A 19,597-nucleotide genomic window follows, 5' to 3' on the forward strand; every position below is an offset into this window, starting at 1 on the left:
ACAATCCCAAGTACATTCTGTAAGGACGACATGGCTTCGCAAAACAACGCTCCGTTGCCAGATGGGCTTGAAATCGCTGGATATCGCATTGTAAAGAAGATTGCGTCCGGCGGGTTCAGTATCGTTTACCTGGCCTACGACGAAGACGGCAATGCTGTCGCCATCAAGGAATACCTGCCGAGCTCTCTGGCGCTGCGCCAGCCCGGTGAACTGGTGCCAGCAATTTCCGCGGACAACCTGCCAGTGTTCCGTATCGGGCTCAAGTGTTTCTTCGAGGAGGGTCGAGCGCTGGCCCGCATTGCCCATCCCAATGTCGTCAGCGTCGTGAATTTTTTTCGCGCGAACGATACGGTGTACATGGTGATGGCTTATGAGTCAGGACGGTCGCTGCAGGACCATATCCTGCGTCGGCGCGAGAAGGGGGAACGGCCGCTCGTGTCTGAACGCTTCATCCGTAAGATGTTCAACCAGGTGATGAACGGCTTGCGTGAGGTGCACGCGAACAAACTGCTGCACCTCGACCTTAAGCCCGCCAATATTTATTTACGCATGGACGGTACGCCCATCCTGCTCGACTTCGGCGCCGCGCGGCAAACTCTCAAGTCCGACTTGCCGAAGCTGTATCCGATGTACACCCCCGGTTTTGCGCCGCCCGAGCTGTATGCCAAGAACGGCACTCTCGGACCGTGGACCGACATCTACAGCATTGGTGCTTCCATGTTTGCCTGCATGGTCGGTGCGCCCCCGCAGCCAGCTGACCAGCGCAAGGTCAACGACAAGATGGAAGACCATTTTCGCAAGCTGGAAAGCATCTACTCCCGGGAGCTGATCCAGGTAATCCGCTGGAGCCTGCGTATCGACCCGCTGGAGCGACCGCAAAGCGTGTTCGCGCTGCAGAAAGCCTTGCGCGAACCGATCCCGGAACCCAAGGAAGCTGACTTCATGGAAAAGATGTCGACCAGATTGCGTGGCTTCTTTAGCGGCTTCGGCAAGTCCAACCGGGCCAGCAATACGACCATCCACAACACTACGCAATAGGCGGCCATCATGCGATTCTCCGTTTATCAGGAAAGCCATATCGGTGGCCGGCGTAACAACCAGGACCGCATGGGTTACAGCTTCACGCGCGATGCGTTGCTGCTGTTGCTGGCCGATGGCATGGGTGGACATATACAGGGTGAAATGGCGGCGACCATCTCCCTGCAGACGATCGGCTCCCTGTTCCAGCAAAACGCGAAGCCTTACGTCAAGAAGCCGGAAAAATTCCTCGAAGAGAGCTTTTTTGCGGCACACCGTGAAATTCATCGCTACCGTGCGATCAATAACTTGCCGGAGACGCCCCGGACGACCATCGTTGCCTGCCTGATCCAGCACAATAGCGCCTATTGGGCGCACTGTGGCGACTCGCGTCTGTACTGGATGCGCCAGGGACAGATCCTGTCGCGCACCCGGGATCACTCGCGTATCGAGACGCTGATCGCGCAGGGAAAGGTCGATCCCTCAGAGCGTGACACGCATCCCGAACGCAACAAGCTCTTTAACTGCCTCGGTGCGCCGAACATGCCGATCGTGGAACTGTCGCGCCGTGCCGGCTTGCAGGCGGGCGATGTGATTCTGCTTTGCTCGGACGGGCTGTGGTCGGTGTTGCCGGACCATGTGCTTGCACAAAGCCTGCACCAGAATACCATCGTACGTGCCGTACCCGATCTGCTGGCGACGGCTGTCGGTATCGCAGGCAAAACCAGCGACAATGTCACGGCATTGGCGATGATGTGGGAGGGAGCCAGCGTACTGCAGGATTCGCCAAACACGATTGCGACACATACCCTGCCTATCGGTAGCGTCACCACGACCATCCAGGCCCCGCGCCATGCCGATCTCGAGAACGCCGATATCTTCGATGATTCCGAAATCGAGAAGGCAATTGAAGAAATCCGTGGCGCGATTGAAAAATCGTCACGCGTCACTTCCAAAAGTTAAGGCTTGATCCATGACGTTTGAAAACCGTCCCGGTGGGCGTGCAGCAGATTCCTTGCGTGCCATTCGCATTACCCGCCACTACACGCGGCACGCTGAAGGCTCGGTGCTGATCGAGTTCGGCGATACCAAGGTGATCTGCACCGCAAGTATCGAAGAAAAGGTGCCTGGCTTCCTCAAGGGGAAAGGGCAGGGATGGATGACCGCCGAGTACGGCATGCTGCCACGCTCCACGCATTCACGTATGGATCGTGAAGCGGCGAAAGGCAAGCAATCAGGTCGCACCCAGGAAATCCAGCGTCTGATCGGCCGCTCCTTACGTGCGGCCTTTGATTTGCAGGCGTTTGGTGAGCGCACCCTGCACCTAGATTGCGACGTTATCCAGGCCGACGGCGGTACACGTACTGCGGCGATTACAGGGGCAATGGTTGCCGCGCATGATGCGTTCAGCAAGCTTGTACAAAATGGGCTGATCATCACCATCCCGATCAAGCATTTCGTGGCTGCGGTATCTGTCGGCGTCTATCGCGGCATGCCGGTGCTGGATCTCGATTACCTTGAAGATTCAGACTGCGACACAGATATGAATGTGGTGATGACCGACGCCGGCCATTTCGTCGAGGTGCAAGGCACGGCCGAAGGCGCGGCCTTCGATCGGGCAACCATGAACCGTTTGCTCGACCTTGCGGACAAGGGCATTGGCGAACTGATCACTTTGCAGAAGGCTGCACTGGCTGCTTAAGCGACGGCCCGGGCAGAGCAACGAGGACGCTCCTGCTGCCCGGCGGTCGGAATCAGCAAGAGACCTCGTCAGTCATTTACACTACACGTTTTTCTTCTCCAACCATGGCCAGTCCATCCGGCGCGCCATGGTTGTTTCATTTATGACAAAAACCATTGTTCTGGCTTCCAATAATGCCGGTAAGCTGAAGGAATTCGGCCAGATGCTCGCGCCGCTCGGGTTCGATGTACGACCTCAAGGCGAATTCAATGTGCCGGAAGCGGAAGAGCCCCATCCGACTTTCGTCGAGAATGCTCTCGCAAAGGCACGGCATGCCGCGCGTCTGACTGGCTTGCCTGCATTGGCTGATGACTCCGGCGTCTGTGCGAATGCCCTCGGCGGCGCGCCGGGCGTGTATTCCGCACGTTATGCAGGCGAACCGAAATCCGACACGCGCAATAATCAGAAACTGATTGCCGATCTCGCAGCAGGGGAGGACAAATCGGCCTACTATTACTGCGTACTCGTCTTCGTTCGTCATGCTGACGATCCGCAACCAGTCATTGCCGAAGGCCGCTGGGATGGGGAAGTTATCGCAACGGCCCGCGGTGAGGGTGGTTTCGGGTATGACCCGCATTTCTGGTTGCCGGCGTTGGGCAAGACTGCTGCGGAGTTAAACGCAGATGAAAAAAACCGTTTGTCCCATCGAGGGCAGGCATTACGAGTTCTGATAGAGAAATTAAGATGATTCCGATTAAGCCTGTCGGCTCCCACGCCGGCAGCGTAGCAAGCACTGCAGGTGCCGCACCGTCCTCTCCGGTGGACGTCGCCAATGCATTCCTGCGACCAGGCGCTCTGCAGCTGCCTACGCTCCCGCCCTTGTCCTTGTATGTGCATTTTCCATGGTGTGTACGCAAGTGCCCGTACTGCGATTTCAACTCGCATGAGGTGCGCGGCGGTTTTCCGGAAGAGGAATATCTTGCTGCAATGCGCAGGGACCTTGAAATGGCGCTGCCGCTGATCTGGGGCCGCAAGATCTACACGATCTTCATCGGCGGCGGCACCCCGAGCCTGATGTCGGCGGCCGGGCTGGACCGTCTGATGTCTGATATCCGCACCTTGCTACCGCTCGACGGGGCGATCGAAGTCACGATGGAGGCCAATCCTGGCACCTTTGAAGCGGACAAATTCCGCTCCTATCGCGCCAGCGGTATCAACCGCTTATCGATCGGGATACAGAGCTTCAATGCGCGGCATCTGGAAGCGCTTGGACGTATCCATGATGCCGGCGAAGCACGAAAGGCAGTCGACATCGCGCATGCTAATTTTGATAACTTCAATCTCGACCTGATGTTTGCACTGCCTTCGCAAACGCTGGCCGAAGCAAAAGAAGATGTCTCGACTGCAATTGCCTTCGCCCCTCCGCATCTGTCGCTTTACCACTTGACCCTCGAGCCGAATACCTATTTTGCAAAGCATCCTCCGGTCGTGCCAGATGACGATAGCAGCGCGGAAATGCAGGACATGCTGTTTGCGCAGACCGCTGCTGCCGGGTATCAGCACTACGAAGTGTCGGCGTATGCGCAGCCTGGCCGTCAGGCTCGACATAACTTGAACTATTGGCAATTCGGCGATTACCTTGGAATTGGCGCTGGAGCACATTCCAAGATTTCATTTCCTCATCGCATCGTCCGGCAGATGCGTTACAAGCAACCCAAGGCGTATCTTGAGCAGGTCAATGCCGGTAGGCCGATTCAGGAAGAATTCGAACTGGGCCGGGATGACCTGGGCTTTGAATTCATGCTTAATGCTTTGCGCCTGAATGAGGGCTTCGAGGTCAACCTGTTTACCGAACGTACCGGTCTCACCTTGAACGCGATCGAGAAGCAGCTTAACCTTGCCGAGGCAAAGGGCCTGTTATATCGCGATCACCGTATCATCCGGCCTACAGAGCTGGGACGCCGGTTTTTAAATGATTTGCAGCAAATCTTTCTCAACTAAATCGTGCTGAGGAATCGGCAATTGACGGCGAGTTAGGTATAATTCGCATTCCCGAAACGTCGCGGACATATGATCGGCTCTAGCCATCGAGTGTCGAGCAGCGTCAAGGGCAAGGAGGTTTGGGTGAGTGGTTTAAACCAGCAGTCTTGAAAACTGCCGACGGGGTGACCCGTCCGTGAGTTCGAATCTCACAGCCTCCGCCACGTACATTTTCACTTTGAAGTCAGTAAGTTAGTTGATTTTCAACGTGACGATTACCACCTACGTTGTGGTGATAAAAAGCTTCCGATAGGAAGCTTTTTTATTTTGTTCTTCGCACCGGCGTGTCCAAAATCAGGTTTTTCCCACCGGTTGTTTGGACGGTAAACTGATTCGTCTTCCTGGCGTCATGCGTTCTTCTTTACCTGCAAGCCCAAGGCTTGACAGGGAGTCCAAGGGACACATTGCTTCCTTGCTGCATCTCAAGTTCCTTCTGAAATAAGTCATTACATTGGTACAAACAGAGGCATCCAAGGGGAAAGCCATGCATGAAATGGAAGAGAACCTATCAGTCATCTCTAACTCCATCTGCGCAATCGCCATACTCCTTGCTGTCTACCTGGGCGCGGCGCTATTGATCTTGCGTGACTTGATCCGGGAAAGCATTCGAGCGCTCCTTCGTCCCGCCTCGCAGTCGCAGTCTGATGAGACTGCCAAGCCAATCGCTGGTCCAGGCGCCTCAATTCAGGGGACCAACGCTTTACATTGACCATGATGGCGCTTTCGCAGCAGCCATTGGCTGCCATGTGCCAGCAGTCGTCACGCCGGCCTTATCAGTTCATGGGCGTGCGGGCTTATAAAAAAACCACAACGCTTTCAAGCGCGGGCAAGGACTGCGGAAAGAGACATCTCGTCAGAACATGCCAGAGTCCTGGTCACGATAAATCCAGAGAGTTATCCGGTTCCTCTACGCTCGTTTTGACAGCGTGCTCCCTAAATATAATCAAAGCGCTCTGCGGCTACGTAGGACATGCTCCGCTTTGCAAGCGTCTTGCTGGCTGATGTGAATTGAGGCCTGCCCTGATAGCTGCCAGGTGGTGCGGCACACCGGGACACGCGAGTCGCGAAAATCACGTATGCTTCAGCACGTTTCTTTGGCGGCCAGCCGGGAAATATAACGACGCATAACCGTTCGCCGCATTGATTTTCCTAACTCATCCATGAATCGCCAATTGACACCCGCCACGGCGTTATTGCTGGTCGTGCCACCACTGCTGTGGGCGGGTAACGCCATCGTCGGACGCCTCGTCCATGACATGGTTCCGCCGTTGATGCTCAACTTCCTGCGCTGGACCATCGCATTCGTCATCCTGTTGCCGCTTGCCGCTACTGTCTTCCGACCGGGTAGCGGGTTGTGGGCGCATCGTCGCAGCCTGGCCGTCCTGGGTCTGCTGGGTGTTGGTATGTATAACGCCTTGCAATATCTCGCCTTGCAGACATCGACGCCGATCAACGTCACGCTGGTTGCCGCGAGCATGCCCGTGTGGATGCTGCTGATCGGCTACCTGTTCTTCAATGCGCCGGTGAACCGTAAACAAATCTTAGGAGCGGCTTGTTCCATTGCAGGGGTGCTGTTTGTGCTGAGCCGGGGTGAACTGAACCAGTTGCTTTCGCTGCGCTTGGTCGCCGGCGATATGTTCATGATCCTTGCCACGATTGCGTGGTCGCTCTATAGCTGGTTGCTCACGCGATCCCATGTGTCGACTGTCTTGCGGAGTAACTGGGCGTCTTTCCTGATGGCTCAGGTTGTTTATGGCGTCGCCTGGTCGGGCGCATTTGCGGGTGGAGAATGGGCCGTTAGCGGACGTGAAATCACATGGAGCTGGCAACTATTGATCGCATTGCTGTATGTCGCTATCGGGCCCGCAGTGCTGGCATTTCGTTGCTGGGGCATAGGCGTTCAGCGCGTGGGGCCGAATATCGCCGGGTTCTTCAGCAACCTCACGCCCTTGTTTGCCGCAGTGATGTCGTCGGCCTTTCTCGGTGAGATGCCGCATGTTTATCACATTATTGCGTTTGGCTTGATTGTGTCAGGTATCGTGCTGTCTTCACGCTGACAATCATCAAGGCCGCGACTCCTTGCGGTAGTACGATGGGTTTTCGACTGCATCGCCACAAGGAGTGATATGGACATTACCTGGAATCCGCCTGGACTGGCTTCTGCCATTGATAGCCTGATCGACTTCCTGGAAGAGACTTTCGTGGCGCCGATCTGCCGTTCTCAAACCAACCCGCAGCCCGGCCAGGAGCCTCCGCTGGAAGTGCCGCAACCAGATCCGACGCCGCTACAGGATCCTATTCCGCATCAGGTGCCTGGCGGGCAAATACATACCTCCGCGCTTGTAGTGCCGGGCGCCTAGACGAACGAATAAGTCAACACGGAAGTCGCGTCGCTTTGCCTGAAGTTCATGCAACAGCGCTGGAACCCCCGTGGTTGCCGCGATCAAGCCTTGTCTTTCGACTGGCCTTGCTTGAGGTAAGAATAACGCGGTTGCTGTTCCTCGCGTGTAGGGGGCCGGTCGGCATATTCCTGTTCCTCCACAACATCGATGTACTGGCTACCGTCGAGCGGCCTGCCTACATAAGGGCTAGGCGGGACCTTGCTTGCCTCGGTGACATTGGCTTTCCCGGATGGCTGATCAGCCGTATCCGAAGAAGGGGGAGTTTTCTCTGACATTTCCGGCTCCTTTCATGACTTGTACGTTTAGAGTCCGGCACGCTCCAGGGGTTCGCTCATTTGAGATGCTGGCTGCCCTAATGAATGACAAAGAGCGATCGTAAGCGTATGGCAGCGGCCATCCCTTCACTGCGCCTTAAGAAATCGAGTGACCCCGTTTTTTTGCAGCACGTCGCCCCAGGATTCGATGTGATAGATCTCGCCGACCTTGTGCAGCACGACACCGAATTCTTCCCTTAGACGCATGATGTCGTCGTCAATACGGTCGCGGTCCTGGCTGGTCAGGTCGGCGATCGCCGAGACGGTAGGGCGCTCGAGAAGGTCGATTGCCGATAGCAGGACGAATAGCCTGCGCGCGTCATGATCCGGAAATTGCGGGACGCCAAACTGATTCTTCGGATAGCTCATCGGACACCTCGTGTATGGATGCTGATCATCAGTGATTGTCGCTGTGGCTTGATTCGCGGAACGTAAACGGCACCGGCTTCGTCAGCCAATGCTGTCTTGCTGCAACTTGAATGCGTCGGTTTTTGCTTGTGCGGCTTCACGCGTCATGACATTGAGACTCACCAGGATAGCGACTCCGCCTTCGACTCTTCCCAATGCCTTGTCTTCCCCCAACCGCTTACGTGCCTTTTCCGTACGCAACACCAGTTCACGGTAGGCTTCATGCAATGCACCGTAGGTTCGCCGCGTGACGACGACATGGCCTGCGTCAGCAATTTCCTTCGGATGCTTTGCATAATTCACGAGCAATTCTCGAATCCGGTGCGCGCGCGTGCGCGACAGGCCAAGTTCGGATGCCATCTTGTCCGCCAGTTCTTCGGCCGAGTCGGCAGGCTCGATACCTGCCTTGCCGAAATGCACCAGCCCAAAGCCGTTTGGACGCAGGCCAGTGATCAGCTTCTCGATGGCATCAATGGCCCTGATTTCCTCGGTTTCGGTACCGCGCAAGGCGCTTTCCCGGACGCTGGCCATCGTTCGGTCGGTCAACCATTGTTCGAACGCTGGCGGCAGCGTGCCCGGACGGCAACGAAGCCAGTCGATGGACATTTTTTTGTATTCTTCGGTAAGGAGCGCTTGCTCCTCGTCGTTGAGCGTAATGGTAATGGAGCGCATTTTGCTGATACACCTTCGCTGATGATGACTTTGGTGCCGCAGTATATCGGCATCGCTGGCAGCGATCAGTTCCCGGTACGTGCGCGCAGGAAGAAACAAGTCGAGCTTGCCCCATGATTCTAATCTCGGTCTTGTCCGGGAAAATGCAAAAACGCGCATGCATAGGGTAAAAATTGCAGCAAGTTGATGCCCACATGACTCGATTGTCGCTTTGGCAAGCAGATTTGCCGCAGGCATGGATTTCGCTGAAGCCTTTTCCGGAAAGGAGCGTCCAGATGAAATATCGACTGAAAAAAGTATCGGAACAGGTCGTGGTCATTACCGGCGCAACGAGTGGCATCGGCCTGACAACGGCAAGACGTGCGGCGCAGCGGGGTGCGAAGCTGGTGCTGGCGGCCCGCAACGAAGACGCGCTCAGGCAACTGAATTTCGAATTATCGAAGAAGGGCAACGAAGTCATTCATGTCGTTGCCGACGTCGGGATTGAAGAAGATGTGCGCCGCATCGCCCAGGCTGCCATTGATCGCTTCGGCGGATTCGATACCTGGGTCAATAATGCCGGGGTATCCATCTTTGGCCGTACCGAAGACGTATCGCTGGAAGATCAGAGAAAGCTCTTCCAGACAAACTTCTGGGGTACCGTGCACGGCTCGCTGGTTGCGGTTGAGCATCTTAAAAAAAACGGTGGGGCGATCATCAATCTCGGCAGTGAAGTATCTGACCGTGCGGTGCCCTTACAGGGGATGTATTCCGCTTCCAAGCATGCGGTCAAGGGGTTTACCGACTCGCTTCGTCTCGAACTTGAAGAAGAGGGTGCTCCGGTTGCCGTTACCCTGATCAAGCCTGCAGCCATCGATACGATGTTCGTCGAGCATGCAAAGAACTACATGGAGGTGGAACCGAAATTACCGCCTCCTATCTACGCCCCCGAAGTCGCTGCCAATGCCATCCTGTACGCAGCTGAGAATTTTAAGCGCGACATCTTTGTCGGCGGTGCTGCGCGATTTGTGTCGGCAAGTGCTTATCACGCCCCGCGTGTCATGGACAGTCTGATGAAACGCTTCGGGTTTTCACAGCAGAAAACCAACCGGCCTCCGCGCGACAAGAACCAGCACAGTCTCTACAGTCCCGGTACCGACCTGCAGGAGAGGCAGGGGTATGAAGGTCATGTTTTTGAATCCAGCGTGTACACCCAGGCGGTTACCCATCCGAAAACCATGATGACGCTATTGGCCGCCGGACTAGCCTTCGCCGCATGGTGGAGCTTGCGCGGGCGGGGCAGCGACATCCGCCTGCACGATCATTATGCCCCGCGTCGCAACGTGTCCGGCTTCTCCTTTTGAAAGAAAGAAATGGCAAACCTGACCCAACAGCAATTGAGCGAAATCAAACATATGCTCGACAAGCGATACAGCGAACTGCGAGACGAATTGCACACAGAAGTAAATAGCCGGGACGACTATCTTGACGTCGCGACCGAGGTGCCAGACCCGGGCGACTCCTCATTCGCCAACCTTGCCGTCGATCTTGACAACGCAGCCGCCAATCGTGACCTTGGCGAACTGCGGGCGATCGAAGCGGCACGCACCCGAATGGCCGAGGACAGGTATGGCAACTGCGTCGACTGTGAAACGGACATCCCCTTTGAAAGACTGAAGGTGCAGCCCACCGCTGAACGCTGCACACCGTGCCAGGAGATATATGAAAAAACCCATGTCAGTGCAGGTCGGGGCGCAACAATCTGAAGGGTAAAATGAAATGCGAAGTGCGGCGTCGCGGTCCCGGATAACCATAGTATTTGTGCGCCCCGATTTAAAAAGTTTGGAAAGCGGGCAAGAGCGGCGCGCACGTGAACCTTGTTAGCCGTAAAATTATCGGCAATTGAATTCAAACAAGGAAAACTGATGGACGCTGAACTGCGAAATGTCCTCCAGCGCATGCCGAAGGCGGAACTGCACATGCACATTGAAGGCTCGCTGGAGCCGGAGCTGATTTTTGCGCTTGCTGAACGCAATGGCGTCAAGCTGAACTACGCTTCAGTGGAGGAATTGCGCCGCGCTTACGCTTTCAAGGATTTGCAATCCTTCCTGGATATTTACTACGCCGGAGCAAGCGTGCTCCTTACCGAGCAGGATTTCTATGACATGACCTGGGCCTACCTGCAGCGTGCCCACGACGATAATGTCCGTCATGCCGAGCTCTTCTTTGACCCGCAGACTCATACTGAACGAGGCGTCAGCTTCGAAACGGTTGTCAATGGGATCTACCGCGCCACACAGGATGCCCGAAAGAAATGGGATCTTAGCGCTTCGCTGATCATGTGTTTTCTTCGCCACCTGAGTGAGGAAGATGCGTTTTCCACGCTGGAAATGTCCTTGCCTCACAGAGACAAGTTTATTGGCGTCGGACTCGACTCCTCCGAAAAAGGACATCCGCCCGAAAAGTTTGCGCGGGTTTTTGCCGAGTGTAAAGAGTTAGGCTTGCATCTGGTGGCACATGCCGGTGAAGAAGGTCCACCCGAGTACATCGAAACCGCGCTGGATCTCTTGCAGGTAGAGCGCATTGACCATGGCGTGCGTTGCCTGGAGGATCCGGAACTGACTAAACGGCTGGCACGTGACAGGGTGCCGCTGACCGTGTGTCCGCTGTCGAACATCAAGCTGCGTGTGTTCGACAAAGCTGTCGACCATAACTTGGTCAGGCTCCTGGACGCGGGGCTGGTCGTAACCGTCAACTCCGACGACCCGGCTTACTTCGGCGGTTATGTTAACGAAAACTTCCTCCAGATGTTCGACGCCTTGCCGTTAAATAAGGAGCATGCCTACCAATTGGCGCGCAACAGTTTCGAAGCTTCGTTTATTGATGCCGAATCCAGGCGGAAGTACCTTGGAGAGGTAGATGCCTTCTTTGGGAAATGAATGCTGGAGGCGACTGCAACGGGATATGATCGATCAGGCAAGTCCGGCACAGTGAAAATTCAGTGGTTGCGGGCATCGGTGAGCCTGCAGCCGTCGGACGAAAGGACAGCACGAATTTTATGACAGGCGATAGCGTAATGCCGGTAGAAGCACCCATGCCTGGGTTCGGGCAGGCCGTGCTTTGTCCTTGCGCACCGGCGGGGAGGGCATCGTGACCGATCCGTTGTCGGCCGCCGCGCTGGCAGGAGGACTGTCCTGGGCGAGCGGCATCCGTCTTTACATGACCCTGTTCATCGCCGGACTGTTCGGCCGGTCCGGCTGGATTGACTTGCCGCCCGCACTCGAAGTGCTGGAGTCGCCATGGGTAATCGGTGTCACCGGTATCCTGCTGATCGTTGAATTCCTTGCCGATAAAGTACCCGGTATTGACTCGGCATGGGATGCCATCCAGACCTTCATACGTGTGCCGGCTGGTGCAGTGCTCGGCGCGGCGGCACTTGGAGAAATGGGGACGGAATGGTCAACCATTGCTGCCTTGCTGGGGGGAACATTTGCAGCTGGCGCACACATGACCAAGGCTGGTAGCCGTGCCCTGATCAATACCTCCCCAGAGCCTTTCAGTAACTGGGCGGCATCCTTTTCCGAGGAAGTCGCCGTCATGGGTGGCCTGTGGGCCGCCTTCTTTTATCCGTGGGTCCTGTTCGGATTCCTCGCCATTTTCTTCCTCGTAGCCTTGTGGCTGCTGCCCAAACTCTGGCGCGGCTTGCAATGGCTTTTCAGAAAGCTGAGTACCTGATGTTCATGCAGGCAGTACAGATGACCCGCCGGGACTGGCGGGCGGGAGAGCTGCGTTTTCTGCTCATTGCGCTCGTGGTGGCCGTGGCGTCGCTTTCATCGGTCGGTTTTTTCATCGATCGCATGCGGGCAGGCCTGACGCGGGATGCCCACCAGTTGCTGGGCGGCGACCTGGTCGTGAATGCCGACCAGCCGATTAACGCGGCCTGGCGCGCGGAGGCACAACGCCGCGGCCTGACGGTCGCCGATACCGTCACCTTTCCCAGCATGGCGCTGGCGGGAGAGGGCGACAAGACCCAGTCTCAGCTTGCTTCGATCAAGGCGGTCTCCGAAGGCTATCCTTTGCGTGGAAATGTGAAACTCGCCGGCACCGCCGAAGGTAGCGACATCGAAACGCGCGATATTCCTGTTTCGGGCACGGTCTGGGTGGACAAAACCGTGTTGCCGGCCTTGGGTATACGGGTAGGAGAACAGTTAAGGCTGGGAGACATTTCCTTTCGTGTCGACAAAATCATTTCCATCGAACCGGACCGTGGTGCGGGGTTCATCAATTTTGCGCCGCGCGTCATGCTGTCGATGCAGGACCTGGCCGCGACCAACCTGATCCAGACCGGCTCCCGCGTGACTTATCGGATGCTGCTGGCCGGGCCGCCGATTACTGTAAAAAGCTATCAAAAATGGCTGCAGCAGGTCATAGAACGCGATAACGCCAAGGGTGTGCGCATCGAGTCGCTGGAATCCGGGCGGCCTGAAATGCAGGCGACACTGGCCCGCGCCGAGCAATTTCTGTCACTGGTCGGCTTGCTGTCCGCCATGCTGGCCGCCATTGCAGTAGCGATGGCGGCGCGCCGCTTCATGCTGCGACACCTGGACGCCTGCGCGATGCTGCGATTTCTCGGCCTGACGCAGAACCAGGTGACGTCGATGTACCTGATCGAATTTTTCCTGGTCGGACTGGCTGGCAGCGCTCTGGGTGCGGCGCTGGGTTTTGCCTCGCATTTTGTGCTTCTGGAATGGCTTGGCAAACTGGTGGCCAACGAGTTGCCTGCGGCAAGCTGGCTGCCAGCGTTGCAGGGAATCGCGACTGGTTTACTGTTACTGGTCGGTTTTGCAATCCCCCCGATCCTGCAATTGCGCAATGTTCCGCATAATCGTGTCATCCGTCGTGAGCAAGACCCACCAAAGCCGGCTACCTTGGCCACCTATGGCTTGGGATTGTTTGTGTTCGTCTCGCTATTGTTGTGGCAGTCGGGAAACCCAAAGTTAGGGCTGCTGACGGCCGCTGGTTTTCTCGGCGGTTTCGCCCTTTTCGCGGTTATAGGGTGGGCTGCGGTGCGGTCGCTGCGGTACCTGCGCGGCGGTATCAATCATCCCGGCTGGAGATTTGCAGTGACCGCGTTACAGCGACGTACCGGTGCCACCGTCGTGCAGATTGTCGCGTTATCGCTTGGCCTGATGGCCTTACTGTTGCTGACTGTTATACGCGGCGATCTGGTCAATGCCTGGAAAGACTCCACGCCGCCGGATGCACCAAACCGTTTCGTCCTGAATATCCAGCCCGATCAGAAAGCTGCCATAGAACAACGGCTGACAGGAACGGGAGAGGGCACGCCCGCACTGTATCCGATGATTCGCGGACGCCTCATCAAGATCAATGACACCGTCATTACCGGCGATACCTATGTGGATGACCGGGCACGCCGGCTTGTCGATCGTGAATTCAACCTGTCCACCATGCGGACCATTCCCGCACAGAACAAGATCGTCGCCGGTCGCTGGCTAGATGATAGCCAACCGGAAGCGTCGGTCGAAGAGGGGTTGGCCAAGACGCTTAACGTCAAGCTGGGCGATCGCCTGCGGTTTGATATCGGCGGCCAGCAAGTGGAAGCGAAAGTCACCAGCTTGCGCAAACTGGAGTGGGGCTCCATGCGGGTTAACTTCTTTGTGATCCTGAACCCGTCACTCGTAAAGGACATGCCGCAAACCTGGATTACCGCATTTCATTTACCTGAGGAAAGGTCCGCTTTGGCGAATGAATTGACCCGTGACTATCCTAACCTGACCATTGTCGACATTGGCAGTATTGTCCGGCAAGTGCAGGCCGTTGTGGATCAGGTCATTACCGCGGTGGAATTCCTGTTCTTGTTCACGCTGGCGTCCGGGGTGCTCGTGCTGTATGCGGCACTGGTCGGGTCTCAGGATGAACGCATACGCGAGTCGGGCCTGCTGCGTGCACTCGGTGCAACGCGCTCGCAGTTGTCGCAGGCGCAATGGATCGAGTTTGCACTGGTCGGTGGCTTGGGCGGTGTGCTGGCGGCTACTGGCGCCGCCATAATCGGCTGGGTACTGGCGAGTTACGTATTCAATTTCGACTGGTCGTTCAGTCCGATTGTCTGGCTGGTTGGTCTGCTGACCGGATCGGTTTGTGCATTTGTCGGCGGCTGGGCCGGCCTGCGCAACGTATTGAAGCATCCACCGTTGCAAACACTGCGTGGCAGCTGAAAAGATGTACGAATTCAACATTTGGGTGCATCGGGTGCGTTCTGGAGTCCTGAGCTTGAATTCACACACGATTACCGTTGGTTAAAAGACTACTCGCTTTTTCGGTGCTCGTTGCACCGGACACTCCTGCTGGCTGAGCTGCATTCGCGGTTGCTCAGCCAGCAGGAATGATCAATACACCTCTATCAGTACCTCTTCTTATTCCAATTTCCGGTATTCAAAGAGGGCGCTCAGTGTGCTGCGTCCTATATTTGCTGTACCCAGCCTGATCATTCCGGTCGGAATCCATTCTCTCGGTTAAAGCCCGTAAACGTGTCTTTTTGTAACCGTGAAGCACAACTCTTTAATCCATATTAAAGGTGGTCGGGTGCGCGCGTGCTTTTGCGCAAGGTTTCCGACCTGACTCTCTCCTATCTTGACAACAACGCAATTCATTCTCTCAAAAGACTGAGTTCGCGGGCCGGAAGCGGTGTTTACAAGGCGCGCAACGCTTTAAGACAGCACGGTTTCATATCTTATTTTGCGTTGATGCTCGTCAAAACAGCGAGTAGGAGGAAACGTAGAGTTGTATATCAGATAAGTCGCCGATGGTCTAAGGCAACGAAAAAGATGGGGGAACGAAACGTTTTGCGCAGCCGTTTTGCTCTGTCACCGTAGCGAAGAACATCCCTGCACAAGCCCATGTGCGTCGACGTTGTTGAAACCGGTAGAGCCAGTGCGAAGACGTATCCGACCCAGGCTTCCCTAAACATTGCAAATGCCATCTTTCGCCATGGCAGTTTTGTACTAATCACGTGGAGTAATCATATGCAGTTCAAATCCAAGGCATCCTTAAAAAGATGGAGTGTGGTTCTAGTAATGCCATGGTTCGCGGCAGGTTGCGCATCCGTCGCTCCCGGTTTGCACTTCAATACGAAACAACAAACATCCGGCTACAGCGCATCGAACCAGGCCGGCGCGGCAGGAAATGAAGCCGTTGACGCGGTTCTCAAACCGATTACTCCTCAGCTGGTAAAGGCCGAACGTGAATTGCGCGAGAAGCAGGTCTCCCAGGACATCAGCAAACTGCTCGATAAGCCAGCTCCTTACACCATCGACAGCGGAGACGTGTTGTCCATCGTAGTCTGGGACCATCCTGAACTTTCCAACTCTGCGACAGTCGCTGCCGGCGGCCCGGTGGGCATAGGTGCCGATGCATCGACTTCCGCCGCTACAGCACCGCCGGCCGGCTTTATTGTCGACCACGAAGGAATGATCCAGTTCCCGTATGCCGGTCCCTTGAAGGTGGCCGGAATGACGCAGGACCAGGCGCGCAATATGCTGGCGACCAAGCTTTCCAAGTTTCTCAAGCAACCGAGGGTCACACTGCGGGTACAGTCATTCCGCAGCAAGCGTGTCTATGTTGATGGAGAGGTGAAGAACCCCGGCCTGCAAGCAATCAATGATATCCCGATGACCTTGGTCGAGGCGCTTAACCGTGCGGGAGGTGTGCTACCCACCGGTGACCAGAGCCAGGTTGTCGTCAACCGTAACGGCGTCAACTATCACGTCAACCTTCCTCAACTGGTGCAGCGTGGTGTGAATCCCGGCAGCATCATGCTGACCAACGGCGATGTAGTGCGCGTGCGTTCGCGCGACGAGAGCAAGGTGTTTGTTTCTGGCGAGGTGGTCAGCCCACGCGCGCTTCCGATGTATAACGGACGCCTGACACTCAATGAGGCCCTTGGCGAATCCGGTGGTGTCAACCCGCTCAGCGGCGATGGCAGCCAGATTTATGTGGTGCGCAAGAACGGTGCGGATCAGGTCGTCTACCAGCTCGACGGTCGTGCGCCCGGTGCGCTGGCGATGGCGGAAGGATTCGAGCTCGCTCCAAAAGACGTTGTCTATGTCGCGGCAACGCCCTTGGCGAACTGGCACCGCTCCATCAGTCTTCTGCTGCCAGGCGCATTGTCCTCCGCAGTGGGCGCGGCGCAGCCAGCCAGATGATGACGCCGTGTTGACTGCCCAGGCGCGCGGCAATCTCCAGCAGAGGATGCCCTGATGGACTACCAACAGGCATCCCGCGCTGTGTCGATGTTTCGCCACGCCGAGCCAGATCAGCATGTCCTCCAGAGCAGTTTTCCGACACCGAACATGAACGCACTCACTATAAGCAGATAACCTTATGATGACTCATAACATACCTCCGCAGCTAACCGGTCCCGTCCGGATTGAAGAACCGCAAGCCGAGCTGGCGAGCTATCTGGACATCCTGTGGGAAAGCCGCTGGCTGATCACCACGATCGCCCTGGTCGCGACATTGCTGGCTGCCGCCTATGCCTTCATGTCCACGCCCATGTATCAATCCAACATGCTCATCCATGTGGAAGAAGAGGGCCCGAAAGAATCCCGGAACATTGTCGGCGACTTGTCGGCCATGTTCGATGTCAAGACGTCGGCAATGGCTGAGATCGAGTTGCTGCAGTCGCGACTGGTAGTATCCCGCGCCATCGACAACCTGCGCCTGTACATCAGCGCATCGCCGAAATACTTCCCGGGCATTGGCTCCTGGCTCGCCGGCAAGAACAAGCAGTTATCCAATCCGGGCGTGCTTGGCTACGGCGGCTATGTATGGGGCGCGGAGAAAATCAATGTCGATATCTTCAATGTTCCGGAGAACTTGCTCAACCGGGAGTTTACCGTCACTGCCGAAGGCAATGGCGCTTATCGCCTGACGCAAAAGGATCAGGGTATTGATCTCCGCGCCAAGGTCGGCGAAACTTCGATTTTTGAAATGCCGAAGGGCACCATCGAGATCCGTATCGATCAACTCGATGGCAAGCCGGGCGCGCAGTTCCAGTTGTCGCGTTATTCCCGACTGGCCACAATTGAAGGTATCCAGAATTCCATGAAAGTGGAAGAGCTCGGCGGCAAACAGTCCGGCATCATTGGCGTCAGCCTGCAAGGCTCCGACCCGCGCCTGATCAACGGTGTGCTGGGCGAGATCGGCAAGGAATACATCAGGCAAAATGCCGCACGCAAAACCGAGGAAGCGGAAAAATCCCTGGCTTACCTGAACAAGCAACTGCCTGAAATCAAGCAGACACTGGAGCAGGCCGAAGCGAAGTACAACGCTTTCCGTAACGCCAACGGCACGATTGATCTGGGTGAAGAATCCAAGCTGAGCCTGCAACAGTCGTCCGCTGCAAAGCTCAAGAAGATGGAACTGCAGCAGAAGAAGATCGAACTGCTGGGACGTTATACCGAAGACCATCCGGCAGTGCAGGGCATCGACATGCAGCTGAAGGAAATCAATGGCCAGATCAACGCCATGAACGATCATATCAAGCAGCTGCCGCAGATTGAACAAAACCTGTTGCGCCTGTCACGTGAAGTTAAGGTTAATACCGATCTCTACACCCAGCTGCTGAACACAGCACAACAACTGCGCCTGGTCACCGTAGGCAAGGTCAGCAATGTGCGCCTCGTCGACACACCAATGTTGCCCGAAAAGCCAGTCAAGCCAAACCGTCCGGTCCTCATTGCACTCGGTGTGATGGCAGGCCTGTTCCTGGGTGTCATCGCGGCCTTCCTGCGTAAGACCCTGGCTGGTGGTATCGATTCGCCGGAGAAGCTGGAAGCAATCGCTGGTGTGCCTGTCTTTGCCACCATCCCGCACAGCAAGAAGCAGAAGGAGCTGTACCAGCAAGTCAGTGCCAAGCATCAGAAGGTTCCACTGCTGGCAAATGTTTCTTCGACCGACGTAGCGGTGGAGAGCTTGCGCAACTTCCGCACCGCCCTGCAGTTCGCGCTGCCCAAGTTCAAGAACAATATTGTTCTGATCAGTGGCGCAACGCCTGGCATGGGCAAATCCTTCGTCTCTGCCAACCTGGCCGCCATCATGGCAGCCACTGGCAAGAAGGTTCTGCTGATTGACGCCGACCTTCGCAATGGCCTGTTGCATCTGTACTTCGGCTTCGGCCGTCACGATGGCCTGTCCGATGCGATTGCCGGCGCACGCCGCCTCGACCAGGTGATCCATCACAGCGTCATCGACAACATGGACTTCATCACGACAGGCACCTTGCCGCAGCATCCGTCCGAACTGCTGTTGCGCCCGAACTTCGGCGCCTTCCTGCAGGAATTGTCGTCGCGTTATGACCTCGTGCTGATTGACGCTCCGCCTATCCTGGCTGTCGCCGATACCATGATCATCGGTGCGCATGCCGGTGCGATCTACATCATGACCCGTGCCGGTGTCACGACACCGGGCGAGATCAACGAGTCAATGAAGCGCCTGGCACAGGCTGGTCTGGAAGCGAAAGGCGTATTGTTCAACGACCTCAAGGTCCGTCCAGGTCGCTACGGATATGGTTACTCTTACGGCCGCAACGGCTACAACCAGCGACCTGCAGGCAATACGCCGCTGATCGAAGCGTCGTAATCCATCCGCACAGGCTGGACCTGTGCAAGCGGAGACCATGGTGACAACCATGTTCTCCGCCAGTCATAAGTCATAGCTCATCATCACCAGTTCCTGGTACCTGTCTTACGGCATCCCGATCCCCTTAACTTCTCTTTTGGCTTAGCGAAAAGTGGTCAATCTCTCTCCAGGCATTTTCAAGGCTTACGATATCCGCGGAATTGTAGGCAAAACTCTCGACATAGGCGTAGCCCGGCAAATCGGTCAGTCATTCGGTACGGCCGCCCGTGTCAAAGGTGAACAGACCGTAGTCATCGGTCGCGACGGCCGCCTGTCCGGCCCTGAACTGTCGGCCGCACTGGCCTCGGGCCTGCAACGCGCCGGCATCAATGTGATTGACCTCGGCGTGGTCGCCACCCCGATGCTGTACTTCGCCACCCACGTGC

Annotated in this window: 17 protein-coding genes, 1 tRNA gene and 1 pseudogene; 16 read left to right on the plus strand and 3 right to left on the minus strand. The window is 56.3% G+C overall.

Features of this window, described 5'->3' with window-relative positions:
* The first annotated feature begins 30 nt into the window (after positions 1 to 30).
* The 8 genes from ACFQUU_RS24760 (at position 31) to ACFQUU_RS24795 (ending at position 7,098) form a co-directional block, all read left to right on the plus strand.
* Positions 31 to 1,038 carry a serine/threonine protein kinase gene (locus ACFQUU_RS24760; RefSeq protein WP_382250791.1) on the plus strand — a complete coding sequence of 336 codons (1,008 nt, stop codon included), beginning with the start codon at positions 31 to 33 and terminating at the stop codon, positions 1,036 to 1,038.
* 9 nt (positions 1,039 to 1,047) lie between these two features.
* A complete protein-coding gene (locus tag ACFQUU_RS24765) occupies positions 1,048 to 1,980 on the plus strand; it encodes a PP2C family protein-serine/threonine phosphatase (RefSeq protein WP_382250792.1) in 933 nt (310 codons plus the stop codon).
* A gap of 10 nt (positions 1,981 to 1,990) precedes the next feature.
* Entirely contained in the window at positions 1,991 to 2,719 is a 729-nt protein-coding gene (gene rph / locus ACFQUU_RS24770) for a ribonuclease PH (RefSeq protein ID WP_382250793.1), read from the plus strand.
* 142 nt (positions 2,720 to 2,861) lie between these two features.
* Positions 2,862 to 3,446 (plus strand): RdgB/HAM1 family non-canonical purine NTP pyrophosphatase, encoded by a 585-nt coding sequence (gene rdgB / locus ACFQUU_RS24775; protein ID WP_382250794.1) that lies wholly within the window; start codon positions 2,862 to 2,864, stop codon positions 3,444 to 3,446.
* Positions 3,443 to 4,699: a radical SAM family heme chaperone HemW gene (gene hemW / locus ACFQUU_RS24780; protein WP_382250795.1), complete on the plus strand. Its 1,257-nt coding sequence runs from the start codon at positions 3,443 to 3,445 to the stop codon at positions 4,697 to 4,699. The genes rdgB and hemW overlap by 4 nt, the downstream gene beginning before the upstream one ends.
* Before the next feature lie 113 nt (positions 4,700 to 4,812).
* A tRNA-Ser gene (locus tag ACFQUU_RS24785) sits at positions 4,813 to 4,902 on the plus strand.
* Between the two features lie 996 nt (positions 4,903 to 5,898).
* Positions 5,899 to 6,795, plus strand: a complete 897-nt coding sequence (locus ACFQUU_RS24790) for a DMT family transporter (RefSeq protein ID WP_382250796.1) — start codon at positions 5,899 to 5,901, stop codon at positions 6,793 to 6,795.
* 69 nt (positions 6,796 to 6,864) lie between these two features.
* A complete protein-coding gene (locus ACFQUU_RS24795; RefSeq protein ID WP_382250797.1) occupies positions 6,865 to 7,098 on the plus strand; it encodes a hypothetical protein in 234 nt (77 codons plus the stop codon).
* An 83-nt stretch (positions 7,099 to 7,181) separates the two neighbouring features.
* On the opposite strand, the gene ACFQUU_RS24800 is transcribed toward ACFQUU_RS24795, so the two are convergent.
* The 3 genes from ACFQUU_RS24800 to ACFQUU_RS24810 form a co-directional block, all read right to left on the minus strand.
* Entirely contained in the window at positions 7,182 to 7,415 is a 234-nt protein-coding gene (locus ACFQUU_RS24800) for a hypothetical protein (protein ID WP_382250798.1), read from the minus strand.
* Between the two features lie 126 nt (positions 7,416 to 7,541).
* Positions 7,542 to 7,823: a hypothetical protein gene (locus tag ACFQUU_RS24805; RefSeq protein WP_382250799.1), complete on the minus strand. Its 282-nt coding sequence runs from the start codon at positions 7,821 to 7,823 to the stop codon at positions 7,542 to 7,544.
* Positions 7,824 to 7,904: 81 nt separating this feature from the next.
* On the minus strand, positions 7,905 to 8,534 hold the full coding sequence (locus ACFQUU_RS24810; protein ID WP_382250800.1) for a hypothetical protein: 630 nt from the start codon (positions 8,532 to 8,534) through the stop codon (positions 7,905 to 7,907).
* Between the two features lie 275 nt (positions 8,535 to 8,809).
* On the opposite strand from ACFQUU_RS24810, the gene ACFQUU_RS24815 reads away from it, so the two are divergent.
* The 8 genes and pseudogenes from ACFQUU_RS24815 to ACFQUU_RS24850 form a co-directional block, all read left to right on the plus strand.
* Entirely contained in the window at positions 8,810 to 9,877 is a 1,068-nt protein-coding gene (locus tag ACFQUU_RS24815; protein WP_382250801.1) for an SDR family oxidoreductase, read from the plus strand.
* A 9-nt stretch (positions 9,878 to 9,886) separates the two neighbouring features.
* Positions 9,887 to 10,279, plus strand: a complete 393-nt coding sequence (locus ACFQUU_RS24820; RefSeq protein ID WP_382250802.1) for a TraR/DksA family transcriptional regulator — start codon at positions 9,887 to 9,889, stop codon at positions 10,277 to 10,279.
* 159 nt (positions 10,280 to 10,438) lie between these two features.
* Positions 10,439 to 11,452, plus strand: a complete 1,014-nt coding sequence (locus ACFQUU_RS24825; RefSeq protein ID WP_382250803.1) for an adenosine deaminase — start codon at positions 10,439 to 10,441, stop codon at positions 11,450 to 11,452.
* Positions 11,453 to 11,732: 280 nt separating this feature from the next.
* Positions 11,733 to 12,248 (plus strand): DUF4126 domain-containing protein, encoded by a 516-nt coding sequence (locus ACFQUU_RS24830; RefSeq protein WP_382250810.1) that lies wholly within the window; start codon positions 11,733 to 11,735, stop codon positions 12,246 to 12,248.
* A complete protein-coding gene (locus ACFQUU_RS24835; protein ID WP_382250811.1) occupies positions 12,248 to 14,749 on the plus strand; it encodes an ABC transporter permease in 2,502 nt (833 codons plus the stop codon). The genes ACFQUU_RS24830 and ACFQUU_RS24835 overlap by 1 nt, the downstream gene beginning before the upstream one ends.
* A gap of 807 nt (positions 14,750 to 15,556) precedes the next feature.
* Complete coding sequence (locus tag ACFQUU_RS24840) at positions 15,557 to 16,735, plus strand: polysaccharide biosynthesis/export family protein (RefSeq protein ID WP_382250804.1); 1,179 nt, start codon at positions 15,557 to 15,559, stop codon at positions 16,733 to 16,735.
* A 178-nt stretch (positions 16,736 to 16,913) separates the two neighbouring features.
* Positions 16,914 to 19,172 carry a polysaccharide biosynthesis tyrosine autokinase gene (locus ACFQUU_RS24845; protein ID WP_382250805.1) on the plus strand — a complete coding sequence of 753 codons (2,259 nt, stop codon included), beginning with the start codon at positions 16,914 to 16,916 and terminating at the stop codon, positions 19,170 to 19,172.
* 151 nt (positions 19,173 to 19,323) lie between these two features.
* Positions 19,324 to 19,597, plus strand: a pseudogene (locus ACFQUU_RS24850) (phosphomannomutase/phosphoglucomutase); the annotation flags it as partial.

It is taken from the genome of Herbaspirillum sp. GCM10030257 (assembly GCF_042666555.1).
Taxonomy (GTDB): Bacteria; Pseudomonadota; Gammaproteobacteria; order Burkholderiales; family Burkholderiaceae_D; genus Noviherbaspirillum.

What these genes read in the sequence shown, in the direction of transcription:
- ACFQUU_RS24760 (WP_382250791.1), top strand. Translation starts at nt 31, where the DNA reads ATGGCTTCGCAAAACAACGCTCCGTTGCCAGATGGGCTTGAAATCGCT.
- ACFQUU_RS24765 (WP_382250792.1), top strand. Translation starts at nt 1,048, where the DNA reads ATGCGATTCTCCGTTTATCAGGAAAGCCATATCGGTGGCCGGCGTAAC.
- rph (WP_382250793.1), top strand. Translation starts at nt 1,991, where the DNA reads ATGACGTTTGAAAACCGTCCCGGTGGGCGTGCAGCAGATTCCTTGCGT.
- rdgB (WP_382250794.1), top strand. Translation starts at nt 2,862, where the DNA reads ATGACAAAAACCATTGTTCTGGCTTCCAATAATGCCGGTAAGCTGAAG.
- hemW (WP_382250795.1), top strand. Translation starts at nt 3,443, where the DNA reads ATGATTCCGATTAAGCCTGTCGGCTCCCACGCCGGCAGCGTAGCAAGC.
- ACFQUU_RS24790 (WP_382250796.1), top strand. Translation starts at nt 5,899, where the DNA reads ATGAATCGCCAATTGACACCCGCCACGGCGTTATTGCTGGTCGTGCCA.
- ACFQUU_RS24795 (WP_382250797.1), top strand. Translation starts at nt 6,865, where the DNA reads ATGGACATTACCTGGAATCCGCCTGGACTGGCTTCTGCCATTGATAGC.
- ACFQUU_RS24800 (WP_382250798.1), bottom strand. Translation starts at nt 7,415, where the DNA reads ATGTCAGAGAAAACTCCCCCTTCTTCGGATACGGCTGATCAGCCATCC.
- ACFQUU_RS24805 (WP_382250799.1), bottom strand. Translation starts at nt 7,823, where the DNA reads ATGAGCTATCCGAAGAATCAGTTTGGCGTCCCGCAATTTCCGGATCAT.
- ACFQUU_RS24810 (WP_382250800.1), bottom strand. Translation starts at nt 8,534, where the DNA reads ATGCGCTCCATTACCATTACGCTCAACGACGAGGAGCAAGCGCTCCTT.
- ACFQUU_RS24815 (WP_382250801.1), top strand. Translation starts at nt 8,810, where the DNA reads ATGAAATATCGACTGAAAAAAGTATCGGAACAGGTCGTGGTCATTACC.
- ACFQUU_RS24820 (WP_382250802.1), top strand. Translation starts at nt 9,887, where the DNA reads ATGGCAAACCTGACCCAACAGCAATTGAGCGAAATCAAACATATGCTC.
- ACFQUU_RS24825 (WP_382250803.1), top strand. Translation starts at nt 10,439, where the DNA reads ATGGACGCTGAACTGCGAAATGTCCTCCAGCGCATGCCGAAGGCGGAA.
- ACFQUU_RS24830 (WP_382250810.1), top strand. Translation starts at nt 11,733, where the DNA reads ATGACCCTGTTCATCGCCGGACTGTTCGGCCGGTCCGGCTGGATTGAC.
- ACFQUU_RS24835 (WP_382250811.1), top strand. Translation starts at nt 12,248, where the DNA reads ATGTTCATGCAGGCAGTACAGATGACCCGCCGGGACTGGCGGGCGGGA.
- ACFQUU_RS24840 (WP_382250804.1), top strand. Translation starts at nt 15,557, where the DNA reads ATGCAGTTCAAATCCAAGGCATCCTTAAAAAGATGGAGTGTGGTTCTA.
- ACFQUU_RS24845 (WP_382250805.1), top strand. Translation starts at nt 16,914, where the DNA reads ATGATGACTCATAACATACCTCCGCAGCTAACCGGTCCCGTCCGGATT.